Here is an 11,878-nt window from a genome sequence, read left to right as displayed (position 1 = left end):
TTATTGGGGTAACTGGGGTATGGCGTGTAAACCTGACATGCTGCCTATCTGTAGGGTTCTGATCTAGGATAATATAGATAATCACTGCCTAAATAGTGCATTGTATTTTAAATTGAATGGTATTGACTTAAGGTTGGTGGGCATTGCCCACCCTACGGTATATCAAAAATGACAATAAAAGACTATAAGTTACCTCTCATTATTATTGGTGTTGGTATTTTATTTTCCTTGTACCTACAATGGCTAATACCTGAGGGGGTTTTCTTTAGTGGTGATGCGGGATTGAAGGCGTTATTGGCGAAACAGTTGAGCCAAGGTCAATTTCGGTTTGATTTGGTGTCTCCTTCCTTACCTTGGGTACGTCAACTTTGGCAGAATGGGTTGTATCCCTTTGAAGAACCGTTTGTTTATTATATCAATGATCGCTATTTTATTACGTTTCCCTATACCTTCCCCCTGGTAACGGCTCCCTTCCAGGCTTTGTTTGGCTATCGCGGATTATATATTATTCCGCTGGTGTCAACCTGGGTAATCTGGTTAACCTGTTACTGGGTATGTAAACGGTTAGAATTGTCCCAGACGATTGCATCAGTGGCTTTAATTGTTTTAATATTTGCCTCACCGTTAACCCTCTACAGTGCGATGTATTGGGAGCATACTCTCGCCTTGGTATTGGCATGGTTAGGGTTAGCGTTGTTCTTCTTTCCTCGACAAAATCAACCGCTATCGATTAGGCGGGTTATCGTTAGCGGTATTCTCATTGGCGGTTCAGTTTGGTTTAGACCTGAATTTTTAGCGTTAGTGAGTTTGATTATCGTTTTTGTCTATGCTGTGTCGTTGTGGAATTGGGTTAGGCAACAGTTTAGGATTGAGTGGTTTAATCTGAGTCAGCTATCCTATGTGACGGAACACCAAGAAATTTTTGCGATTAGTCTAATTGCCACGGTTTGCTTGTTCTTTCTCTCGAATAAACTCATTTATAACCATCCTTTGGGTATCCATGGGATTCAAGTGGTGGAGGAAACAGGTTTATCTGAGCGACTGTTAGGAGGATGGCAGAATTTTCAGGGATTAAGCTTGGCTCTGTTTGAGTTTTTTCCGATTACTTTTTTTGCCCTTGCTTACCTGTTGCTTGGGTTGGGTAGAAACTCCCACAGGCGGTTAACGATACCAACGATGGTTCTGTTGGGATTAAGTTTTGGGATAACGGCTTTTGTTGGACTTGCGGTAATTCAGGGGAGGATGTACAAAGTTTTATGGCTTTTGGTTTTAGCGGGATTGTTGTTTCTGGCGTGGCTGAAGCAATATGATGTAAGGTTGAATTGGGAAATGATCCTAATTTATGGCGGTGGATTACTCTTTATCATCCTCGTCTCCTTAATGGTGCCAGAGGGAACGGCGGGTTTAATTGCTGGCGGTAAACAATGGGGAGCCAGGTTTTTATTGCTGCTTGTGCCGATTATTTGTTTGTTAGCGACGAAGCAGTTAGAGTTTATCCTGAATGTCTCGCAAGTGGGTTTAAAGTATATCAGTATAGTTGCATTTGGTATGCTGTTGATTGTTAGTATGCAGAAAAATGCTTATTTAGGGCTAATTTATTTAGAAGAGAATTATAATGAAGTATTACCAGCAATTCAAGCTTTACAAAATGACAAAAACCAAATAATTGCTGTTTCGCATCAATTTGTTGCTCAATCGATAGAACGAGGATTAGAGAATAAAAAAATATTTTTCAAGGCAGAAACGAATGATGATTTAGTCAAATTAGGTAAAAGCTTAATTGATCAAGGATATCATGAATTTACTTATATTTGTTATCCTTATCAGCCTTGTCAACCCCCAAAATATCCTCCAACAAATAGAACCTTTAACAAAGGGAATAATCAATTTAGGATTAAATTATCTAAATTAGGGGAATTTGGTAAGTATCCCATCTATGATGCATTAATCCTTGAGAAATAAAGTGGCGATTAAGGGCAACTGAGATGAAAGTCAGACAAGTAAGAATTGGGAATTGACCAAGGATTTACTCTCAGAGTATGTTTATGAACAGAAGAAAGGGGAAAAAGTTAGTCTCGGCTGCTCCTTTCCTCTGGTAACGGCTAATCTGGAGAGGATAAATGTCCGACGTTCAAGCTGCATCACCCAATCAACTGGTTTGTACAGTCTTGCCGACTTACAACGAGCAGGACAATATCAATGCGCTGATTGAGCGCCTTCTGGCGAGTAACGCCGCACCCTACCTGGTGCTTGTGATTGATGACAATTCCCCTGATGGCACCTGGGAGATTGTAGAACAGTTTGCCGATCGCTATCCTATTTCCTCTACTTCACCAGAGGATAGCAACCGATTGGCGGTTGCCTTAGTTCGACGGATTGGTGAAAAAGGGCTGACTTCGGCTATCCAGCGCGGCATTGATGAGGCGATTCACACCTATAATGCTGGAATCGTCACTTGGATGGATTGTGACCTCTCCATGCCCCCTGAAGACGTACCCCGGCTGGTGCAAGCTATCCAGAAAAACGAAGCCGATGTTGCCTTTGGTTCCCGGTGGGTTCCGGGGGGAACGGATAGAGCTCACGGTTTAATGGCTCGCACCCTGAGTTGGATTATTAATTCCTTCGCCAGAGTGATGCTATACAGCCGGATACATGATTACACGAGCGGCTTCATCGCCGCCCGTGCTGAAGTATTGGAACGTATCCGGCTGCGTGGAGGTTATGGTGAATACTGCATCGATTTGTTATACCGTGCCAAACGATTGGGCTACCGACTCGTCGAAATCCCTTACATCTGCGTACCTCGTACAGCGGGGGAGAGCAAAACGGGTCTGAACTTGTGGGATTACTTGGTCAAAGGACGCAAATATGTGTCAACTATCTGGCAGCTTTCCCGGAAAAAATCATTAACTTAAGGCTTGCTTTCGGGAGTCTTGTGGTAAGGGGAGGGAACAGGAAACAGTTAACAGTTAACAGAGAACAGGCAATAGGCAACAGGCAATAGTTGAGGGAAGATTGTATGAGCGCTTCCTCCAAAATGCTACTGTAGGGTGGGCACTGCCCACCAGCCTTAACTTAGAAACGTTAGGAGTCTGGTTCTGTGTTATTGCCCACCTTCCGATAAAATCTCTTTAACGGTGACGGCGACTCGTTCTATCTGTTCAGGGGTTAACGCCATACCACTGGGAATATAGAAGCCTCGGCGGGCTAAACGTTCAGCGACAGGGTAAGACTCCCCTTTGAATAGTCCCATCTTATGAAATACAGGCTGTTCGTGCATGGGCCAAAAGAATGGGCGACTGCCGATTTTATGCTCTCTTAACCGTTTCATTGCCTCTGTCGCATCAAAAGACACCTCATCGGTTAAAACGACACCATACACCCAGTAAATGTTTTCCGCATAATCGGTGCGGGGAAGGGGTAATTCTAAACCTGCTACATTCCCAAGAAGTTCTGTGTAACGTTGTCCCATCTGGCGTTTACGACTTACAAATTCATCCAACCGCTCTAATTGAGCTAGTCCGACGGCGGCTTGTAAGTTCGTCATGCGTAGGTTCCAGCCTAAGTCTTCATGGACAAAACGCTGTTGGGGTTGAAAACACAGATTTCGCAGAGAACGACAGCGTTGAGCTAGGTTATCGTCATCGGTGACAATCATTCCCCCTTCACCTGTGGTAATGTGTTTGTTGGGATAAAAGCTAAACGTACTAATATCACCCAAGCTGCCACAAGGTTTCCCCTTATAGGTTTGACCGTGCATTTCGGCAGCATCTTCAATCACCAATAATTTATATTTTTGGGCTAAAGCTTGGATGGCGTCCATCTCCACAGGTAATCCGTAGATATGGACAACCATAATGGCTTTGGTTTTGGGGGTAATCTTTGCTTCTACCTGCTCAACATCCATATTCCAGGTGTCAGGATTGCTGTCTACGACAACTGGAATCGCTCCCGCCCTGACAATCGCAGCGGCACAGGAGATAATCGTAAATGTGGGCAAAATGACTTCATCCCCTGCACCAATTCCCAGAGCAACGATAGCCGCATCCAAAGCCATGGAACCATTACTCACAGCTATGCCATGTTTTCGTTCCACACGAGTGGCAAATTCGGCTTCAAATTGCTTGACGAATGGTCCTTCAGACGAAATCCATCCTGTGTCTATACATTCATTGAGATATTGCTTTTCTTTGCCGTCTAACAGGGGTTCATTGACCGGAATTGGTTCTCCCATAGTTGGTTAATCCGTTATCTTGACCTGTTTGCTCTCAACGCCGAGGAAACGAGTCTTGTCCTCATTCCCCACATAAGGACCTTGCTTGACTTCAATCATTTCTACTTCTTCTAAGACTTCAAAGCCATGTCCTCCTTTAATCAAGAGAATGACATCTCCAGCTTCTAGGATATGACTCTCTAAATACTGTTGCTGGTCGTCATAAAAATCGACTCGCAGTTTTCCTTGTTTAATAAACAGAACTTCCTGAGTGTAAAAGACTTCTCGACGGACTTGATTGTGGATGTGAGGGGTAATCGTTTTTCCCGTCGGATGCCTCATATAGGCTAGCTGTTGCGAAAAGCTGTCAGGGGTAAAAAAGTGAATACCAGGTTGGTTAAATTCAGTGGTAATAATAATGGCAAATACTTCTTGGTTATGAACAATTTCTTGTAGTTGTTTTTTGCGAGGTTTTATTAACATTGGAGTTCTCAAAGTAGGGTTGGATCAAGACGACATTGGCGCTATAACTAGAATTTAAAGTATAGATCAACGATTACTCGTCTACAAGGGTTGCTTGATCGAGGCTTCGTAGATGGGATATTTGCCAAACTGACCTAAATTAGACAATTCAATCTGAAAGCGCTGCTCACCTTTAGTGAATTGGAGATTATCCTGACTATCTTCGGGTGGCTGGCATTTTCGATAAGGATAACATACATAAATAAATTGATCCTGATTCTGCTCAACTAATACTTTACTCAATTTAACTAAATCAGTGCTAGTTTCAGCCTGAAAAAAGAACTTTTTGCCTCGGAGAGGGGGTTCTAGTAATTGAGCCGCGTATTGATGAGAAACTGCAATCACCTGTTCTGGAGTTTCTCGCAAGAGTTGGGTGGCGGGAGGAACACCTTGATGCGCCTTCTGCAACGCCAGTGTGCCTAAGTAGGTGTTTTTGTGGATGCCAATGGCTAAGAGGACAACAACGGTAAAAATGCTGATGTATCGGAAAAGAGGGCGTGATCTGTCCTTGATCAAATTTAGCTCCTCTATCGTTACCCAGGTTACTAAGGGTATAAGAGACAATAAGTATCGTGGTCCCCACTGCTTACCCCCAACCGCAATCTCGTCCGCGCCAGAATCTAACAATAAACAAGCACCAGCGGTGAACATCACACAGATTAGATAGATTACCCCTATCCTAGCATTGAATTTTACCTCAATTTTTCTGAACACATACAGCCACGCGATCGCGATGAGGATTGGTATACTATATTGCTTAATCGCTGTCTTTAACTCAGCCGCACCTCCAGTCAGAAACAGATACCCAGCGGCGGCAATTAATAGACCAATTATACCAATGGTTACAAGTTTCAGATTCAGTTTAGCTTCTAGTCTCTTAAAGCCATACAAGAGCAAATAAAGCAGCGGAAAAAAGGCGAGCGGGAAGTACTCAAATCCGACGACACTAAGTTCCTGAAAATTGCCCCAAGCCTCGGCAAGGCGGCGAGTCCAAGAGAACTCCTCGACGATTTCTACAGCATGCATTCCCAGAAAAAGACCGTAAACCAGTTTGTTGGCGACAAAAAATAGGCTGACTGCCACGAACATACTAGCGATAAAACTTACCTTATTTTTGGCTAAATAATGGATAGACTTTAAATTAAACTTATTAAACAAATTTAAAAAATTACTCTTCGCTAAGGCAGCAATAATCACCAAAGCGGATAACGTCGCCACCATAGACAAAAACTCAGGTCTAAACCAAACCGATAAACCGATTAAACCGCCACTGACTACAGCAGTGGGTTTCGATAAACCGGATGGATATCCGATCATTAGCAGCATTGCCATACCTGCCAAGCAAAGCGCAACTGCAAGGCTATGCTCCCAATACATGGCACTATACAGGGTTAAGTGCGAGGCAAAGATCAGACCAATTAACGCAATTGAGGTATGAAATGCACTAACCTTTAAACGCTTACAGGTAAGATAGAAAGTACCCCAGATTGCCCAAGTGGCAACTAACGGAACCAGATAAAGACCTCTGAAGCCAAAAAGCGCATAAAATGGTGCGGTGACTAGGGGAAACGTAAAGGGAAAGGTAATGTAATAGCGCCCCGCTACGTTGTAAACAAACGGTGGTGCATAAGGATATAGTCCATCCTGCCAAAGATTTCGCACCCAGGCTTCTGTGGGTTGCCAGAGATCAAAGCGCCATTCACCGGTACTTAATTGCTGTGCTAGTAAGGATTTGAGCGCAGCATCACCGCTAAAATACGTCCCTTCGGGAATTTGAAATTGTAAATAGAGTGAAAATAACACTCCAATGACAATAATCCCTAACGGAATCGGCTCAAGCTTGATTTTCATGAGTGTGTAGGGTGACGATTCATTAAGCCAAAAGTTTATCTTAATAAGAGTCGTTTAGGCGACATGGCGTCAAGCAACAACTTGATCATTATATAACGGAGTTCCTTGGCAACGTCGTGATTTTCAATGGCTGCCAATTATTTTACATTTATTTAGAAATCTGTGGCAGCCGCTGAAAATTTCGTTTATTCTAGGAAAATCATCGTTTTTTGACCAATACAGCTTGACAACCCTGGTCGTCTTTAGAGGATTATATTTATATTTATTTACAAAACGTAAAATAGTCCGGCAACTTGATGGCGTATCTTTCACCTAATCCTTACAATTAACGGTTGTATAGTTATATAGTATTACTCTTATGTGGAAACCTTTTCAGCTAGGGTCTTGGTTAATCACGGCGGGTGTCGCCTGGTCACTAGGTTACATTTATAACGTCCACCATGGCGGTGAATTAAGCTTCCTGCGAAAAATGTACGAACACAAGATGGCAGTTGCCGAACAAGTACAAGCACCAACCCGAGTGCTGATTGTGGGGGGTTCAGGAGCGAATTATGCCACGAGTGCGGCGGCGATAGAAGCGGAACTGGGTATTCCGGTGTTCAACCTAGGATTAGATGGACCGGTGGGGCTGAATGTAATCCTGCCTAGTATTTTAGAGCAAGTGCGCCCTGGAGATATTGTGCTGCTGATTCCTGAAGATTTAATTCTTTTAGATGATGATGGGTTGCTAGACCGTTCGGTGCCATTTGGTATTGCCATTGGACAACCGGGTTTGGGTGATGTTCCTCCCAAGCAACTAGCTGAAAACTTATTGCTGGTGGGAACACCGACTCTACGAGGGCTGACGAAATCGACAATAGACCTGATCGAAAAAGGCGAAATGACGGGATATTACTCCGATCCTTTTACTGACCGAGGAGACCCCACAGTGACCAAAGTCCGCCACGGTAAGTGGTGGAAATGGCAAATTAAGGAACCGATTTCTGATCATGCCATAGAGCGAATCACTAAATTTCGGGAGCAGGTGGAAGCCAAAGGCGCTACTTTAGTTTTATCCTTACCTTGGGTCTATGGTAGTACAGAGCAAGAGTCGATCGCGAATATGAGAAAGATTGCCGCAGAGTTAGAAAAAATTGCCCCTGTAATCGCCTATGATCCAGAGACGTTTAACCTAAAAAGCGATTCGAGTTTGTTTGCGGATACGCACCACCACCTTTTACCGGACAGTCGGAAAATTAGAGCGAGAGAATTGGTTGAAGGATTAGAACCCTTTGTTAAGAAAGACCGCACCCAGGCGAAGTAAGTCAAATCAGAAAATGTAAAATTTTCGGAGTTCATCGGGCTAAATTTAAACGGTTTCACGTGCTGAATGGGTTTTCTCGATACAAAAGAAGGTTTATTTGAGTATGGTTGGTGATAAAGCAAAAACTAAACGTCCTTTAGCCTCTAAGATAGAGGAAGTGTTTGGGCTTGATCTGCGATCGCTGGCAGTTTTTCGTATCGGTCTGGCGTTGATGGTGATTTGGGATTTAATCATCCGAGTTAAAGGGTTAAATGCTCATTATACGGATTATGGGATTCTCCCGCGCAGCGCACTAATTGACGAATTGCTCAATCCCTGGTACTGGTCAATCCATTTAATTAGCGGTCATCCCTTTGTCCAAGGGCTACTTTTTTTACTGGCATTTTTTATCGCTTTGGCGATGTTGGTGGGATATCGCACCCGACTAGCAACGATTGCGACGTGGGCGTTGGTGATCTCCCTACAAAACCGCAATCCGGCGTTAATTTTTGCCGCCGATGATGTGCTACGAGCTATCCTATTTTGGGCTATGTTTTTACCATTGGGTGCGTGTTATTCGGTAGATAGTGCGTTGAATACATCAACCCAACCATTACCGAAGCGGGTTGTCTCTGGTGCGACGTTTGCCTTGATGGTACAACTGTGCTTTATTTATATGTGGTCGGCGGCGTATAAAACCCAGAGTGAAATTTGGTGGCCCCAAGGCGATGCGGTTTATTATTCTTTAAGTTTCGATCAGTATGTATCGGGATTTGGTCTATTTTTACTGAGCTTTCCGCCACTCTTGTTAAAAGCAATTACATTCAGCGCCCTCTGGTTTGAATGGATCGGACCATTGATGATATTTATTCCCTTCCGGAATAGCTTTTTCCGCTGCGTGGCGATTGTTTCGTTTATTCTGTTACATGTTGGGTTTGAGTTAAGTTTTGAACTGGGGGTTTTATCGTTTCTGAGTATGGCGACGTGGTTGGCGCTGCTTCCGAGTCCGGTTTGGGATGGACTGGCTAAGCGGTTGAATACCGATAAACGTCGGGGGTTAAGGATTTATTATGATGCCGATTGTGGCTTTTGTAAGAAGGTTGTCCATCTGATTCGCACGGTCTTAATTTTGCCGAGAACTCCGTTACTAATGGCTCAAGATGATGCGTCCATTTGTGCGGATATGGAAGCCAAAAATTCCTGGGTGGTTGTGGATTGGCAAGGAAATCGGTATTTTAAGTTTGAAGCTATCGCCTATGTGGTGAGTCTGTCGCCGTTATTTGGGTTCTTGGCTAAGGTGTTGAGATGGCGTCCAGTTATGGCGGTGGGAACGAGGTTTTATGAGACAATAGCGTCTAATCGACGCGCGGCGGGAATGTTGACTAAGCCTTTGAAGTTTCGCCCGATTGAGGTACGTCCTTCACGGCTGCTGAATGCGATCGCGTTAGCTTTGCTACTGTTTACATTTATTTGGAATCTTCGCAGTTTTGCTGCTCAAACCTTTTCCAGACGACCGATTGAGAAAGATGACTGGATTAGTGCGACGCATAAGTTTTTGAATCGCCGGACATTTCAGCGCCTTGATCCGGTGAGTCGTTTAACGCGATTGGATCAGTCGTGGAGTATTTTTGCGCCGTCACCGCCTCTAGATGATGGTTGGCATGTGATTGAAGGTAAACTGAAGAATGGCAGTGAAATCGATGTTCTTCTCGGTGGGGGTGCGGTGAATTGGGATAAGCCGACTCCTAAGCAGTTAAAGGCGATATATGGGAATCAGCAATGGCGGGTTTATTTCATTAATTTAAATCGCGCGATCGGCAAAAAGCTTTATCCTTATTATGGCAAGTATCTCTGTCGGACGTGGAATGCTACCCATGAAGGCGGTAAGCAATTGGAGAGTTTTGAGATGTATTTTATGGATGAGAGAACTGTACCGCCAGGTGAACCTCAAGATGTAGAGAAGGTTAAAAGGTTGGAGCAATCTTGTTCGGATTAGTTACCCTCTTTTTGCCACGGCGATTAAAATCGCTGCTACACAAACAAAGTCCGCCTACGCGGACTGAATTATAACAGGGGTGGCTAACCCGGATTTGGTATTAAGGGTAAGTTAAGTAGTCGGACAAAAGAAAACGGTACTGTATTAAGTGCAAGTAAATCAACCTCCAACCCTTACTGTTCCCTGTTCCCTGTTCCCTCGCTTGACCACAAGACTGATTCAGCCAACCCTAATGAGTTCAATCCTAACTACCCCACTCACTGAATTTCTGTCTCAACCTAATATTGAGTCGTCTCCAGCATGGGAATTGATCAATGGGTGTGCGATACAAAAGCCGATGCCAACCCTTTTTCACTCGCGGCTACAACGCAATCTGGTTAATTATATTAACCGTCATACGGATAGGTTTGAAGCGGTACAAGAACTACGTTGTCTAGTTCCGCCTTATTCTCCAGTCCCAGATATCTCTATTATTAGGATTGATCGTCTGTCGGAAGAGGATGGACCTTTTGATGGCGCACCCGATTGGTTGATTGAAATTCGCTCACCTGACCAAAGTACGTTAGATTTACAGAAAAAGATTCTCCATTGTCTCAGCAATGGTACACAATTAGCTTGGTTAATTGACCCCGGAAGTGAACAGGTTTGGGTATGGCAGGGAGATAACTTACCCACCATCTGTTCAGGTTCAGAGGCTTTGCCTATTTTGGGTAATTTGCCTCAATTGACTGTTGATGCTGTCATGGCAATGACTCGCCGCTTATAATTGGCAAGCTGTCAGGGTGTCGGTTGGGTTGACGTAAGGAAACTCAACCAAATCTAGCGTAAACCTGCTGGGCGCAAGCCTTGCGCCCCTACGGACGTGACACAGCTACAATGGTAATAAGTAGTCGGACAAAAGAAAACAGCACGCCCACGCTTGTTTTGTAAACAAGCCTCAAATCCTTACAAAGGACGAATGACGTAGCTTGCTTCTCGATGGCAGCGAGTTCTCCACTGTTCACGTTAATTGTGTCCACTTATACTTATGTGTTTTCTGGGCGTGTGTCGGTGCTATCTGACAATATAGTTCACTCTCTGAGAACAAAGGGTGTTTGAGCCGGATTTTGCGACAAGGGGTAGGTGTTTTTTTGAGTGAACCTAAATTTTTGGCTGTAATGCAGTGGGGGTAAGGCTTTGGAGGTTTTTATCTATTCAGGAGGTTGTCGCACCTTACCCCGTAAGGGTTTCAGCGATTTTAGGACTTTGGGTTGGCTAGTCGAAGGGTTAAAATTAGGAGGTTGTCGCATTGGGGGATGCAACTTCTTTCTGGGAGAGGCTTTCAGGATGCGGCAGTGACAATTCCCCTTCGGGGGGATTGAGGATTGAAACTAATAATTCCTCTTTTGGGGGATTAAGGATTAAAACGAAACAAACGAAACCCGAATCAATCTAATTTTTGCAAAGCCACATTTTCTGGTATATCACCCACAATCCGCACCTCATAATCACTATACGCTCGTGGTGGTTTTTCCGGTGTGCGGTTTTCAATCCTCAATAACTCAAACAGTTTATGAGTCGGATAATTTCCCAACGCCGACTCGTGACTAAACACCTTTCCCCGTGGATAAAACTGCGCCAAACATACGAATGTCATAGAAATTCTCACACATCCAATCCCGTGCTGCGGCAACATCTTTGGGATTGGTTAGCCTTTTTTTCTTAGAGTCTACAGTTAACCCTTTAGCCGAAACCGCCTCATCAATTGCCTGATTTAAAATAGCCCCTTCGCTGACAAAAATCCGCTGATCTGATGCCAGGGTGACAAAGTTGCGAATCTTGCGCTTCAGACAAGCATCGGTGACTAATCCATGTCCGGTTTGTAAGTCAGCTCGAGGTGTATTATCGGCATCTGGATCACCATTGGGGTTGCCATTGGTGCAGTCAAATAGCCAGATAAAGTCATGTTTTTTGCTGGGGTCAAGGTGAGTCGTCATTTGTCCTTTGTCCTCTGTCATTGGTTATTGGTCATTTA

General features: G+C 44.1%; 10 protein-coding genes. 5 read left to right on the top strand and 5 right to left on the bottom strand.

Features of this window, described 5'->3' with window-relative positions; translation table 11 throughout:
* Positions 1-168: 168 nt before the first annotated feature.
* Complete coding sequence (locus tag MC7420_RS24500; protein ID WP_006103788.1) at positions 169-1,962, top strand: LA_3751/LA_3752 family putative glycosyltransferase; 1,794 nt, start codon at positions 169-171, stop codon at positions 1,960-1,962.
* Positions 1,963-2,120: 158 nt separating this feature from the next.
* Positions 2,121-2,915 carry a polyprenol monophosphomannose synthase gene (locus tag MC7420_RS24495; protein WP_006103875.1) on the top strand — a complete coding sequence of 265 codons (795 nt, stop codon included), beginning with the start codon at positions 2,121-2,123 and terminating at the stop codon, positions 2,913-2,915.
* A 188-nt stretch (positions 2,916-3,103) separates the two neighbouring features.
* Here the strand turns inward: MC7420_RS24495 and MC7420_RS24490 are convergent, their stop codons facing one another.
* The 3 genes from MC7420_RS24490 to MC7420_RS24480 all read right to left on the bottom strand — a co-directional run bounded on the left by MC7420_RS24490 (position 3,104) and on the right by MC7420_RS24480 (position 6,586).
* Positions 3,104-4,234: a DegT/DnrJ/EryC1/StrS family aminotransferase gene (locus MC7420_RS24490; protein ID WP_006103756.1), complete on the bottom strand. Its 1,131-nt coding sequence runs from the start codon at positions 4,232-4,234 to the stop codon at positions 3,104-3,106.
* A gap of 6 nt (positions 4,235-4,240) precedes the next feature.
* Positions 4,241-4,696 (bottom strand): hypothetical protein, encoded by a 456-nt coding sequence (locus MC7420_RS24485; protein ID WP_006103891.1) that lies wholly within the window; start codon positions 4,694-4,696, stop codon positions 4,241-4,243.
* 81 nt (positions 4,697-4,777) lie between these two features.
* Positions 4,778-6,586 (bottom strand): LA_3751/LA_3752 family putative glycosyltransferase, encoded by a 1,809-nt coding sequence (locus MC7420_RS24480; protein WP_006103883.1) that lies wholly within the window; start codon positions 6,584-6,586, stop codon positions 4,778-4,780.
* 358 nt (positions 6,587-6,944) lie between these two features.
* On the opposite strand from MC7420_RS24480, the gene MC7420_RS24475 reads away from it, so the two are divergent.
* From MC7420_RS24475 to MC7420_RS24465, 3 genes are all read left to right on the top strand, one after another.
* A complete protein-coding gene (locus tag MC7420_RS24475) occupies positions 6,945-7,889 on the top strand; it encodes a hypothetical protein (RefSeq protein WP_044209498.1) in 945 nt (314 codons plus the stop codon).
* Between the two features lie 103 nt (positions 7,890-7,992).
* The gene (locus MC7420_RS24470) at positions 7,993-9,864 is read left to right on the top strand and encodes a DCC1-like thiol-disulfide oxidoreductase family protein (RefSeq protein ID WP_006103733.1); all 1,872 of its coding nucleotides are present in this window, start codon (positions 7,993-7,995) and stop codon (positions 9,862-9,864) included.
* Positions 9,865-10,096: 232 nt separating this feature from the next.
* Positions 10,097-10,630 carry a Uma2 family endonuclease gene (locus MC7420_RS24465; protein WP_044209564.1) on the top strand — a complete coding sequence of 178 codons (534 nt, stop codon included), beginning with the start codon at positions 10,097-10,099 and terminating at the stop codon, positions 10,628-10,630.
* Between the two features lie 660 nt (positions 10,631-11,290).
* Here MC7420_RS24465 and MC7420_RS41810 read toward each other — a convergent pair.
* Both MC7420_RS41810 and MC7420_RS24460 read right to left on the bottom strand, forming a co-directional pair.
* The gene (locus tag MC7420_RS41810) at positions 11,291-11,458 is read right to left on the bottom strand and encodes a hypothetical protein (RefSeq protein ID WP_198016549.1); all 168 of its coding nucleotides are present in this window, start codon (positions 11,456-11,458) and stop codon (positions 11,291-11,293) included.
* Entirely contained in the window at positions 11,451-11,861 is a 411-nt protein-coding gene (locus MC7420_RS24460; protein ID WP_006103740.1) for a type I CRISPR-associated protein Cas7, read from the bottom strand. Before MC7420_RS24460 ends, MC7420_RS41810 begins: the two co-directional genes overlap by 8 nt.
* Positions 11,862-11,878 lie beyond the last annotated feature (17 nt).

It is taken from the genome of Coleofasciculus chthonoplastes PCC 7420, from assembly GCF_000155555.1.
GTDB lineage: Bacteria > Cyanobacteriota > Cyanobacteriia > Cyanobacteriales > Coleofasciculaceae > Coleofasciculus > Coleofasciculus chthonoplastes_A.
Note: the sequence above shows the minus strand (reverse complement) of the source record. Positions and strands in the feature narration are given on the sequence as shown.

Coding starts and splice junctions, on each gene's coding strand:
- MC7420_RS24500 (WP_006103788.1), top strand. CDS start 169: ATGACAATAAAAGACTATAAGTTACCTCTCATTATTATTGGTGTTGGT.
- MC7420_RS24495 (WP_006103875.1), top strand. CDS start 2,121: ATGTCCGACGTTCAAGCTGCATCACCCAATCAACTGGTTTGTACAGTC.
- MC7420_RS24480 (WP_006103883.1), bottom strand. CDS start 6,586: ATGAAAATCAAGCTTGAGCCGATTCCGTTAGGGATTATTGTCATTGGA.
- MC7420_RS24490 (WP_006103756.1), bottom strand. CDS start 4,234: ATGGGAGAACCAATTCCGGTCAATGAACCCCTGTTAGACGGCAAAGAA.
- MC7420_RS24465 (WP_044209564.1), top strand. CDS start 10,097: ATGAGTTCAATCCTAACTACCCCACTCACTGAATTTCTGTCTCAACCT.
- MC7420_RS24485 (WP_006103891.1), bottom strand. CDS start 4,696: ATGTTAATAAAACCTCGCAAAAAACAACTACAAGAAATTGTTCATAAC.
- MC7420_RS24460 (WP_006103740.1), bottom strand. CDS start 11,861: ATGACAGAGGACAAAGGACAAATGACGACTCACCTTGACCCCAGCAAA.
- MC7420_RS24470 (WP_006103733.1), top strand. CDS start 7,993: ATGGTTGGTGATAAAGCAAAAACTAAACGTCCTTTAGCCTCTAAGATA.
- MC7420_RS24475 (WP_044209498.1), top strand. CDS start 6,945: ATGTGGAAACCTTTTCAGCTAGGGTCTTGGTTAATCACGGCGGGTGTC.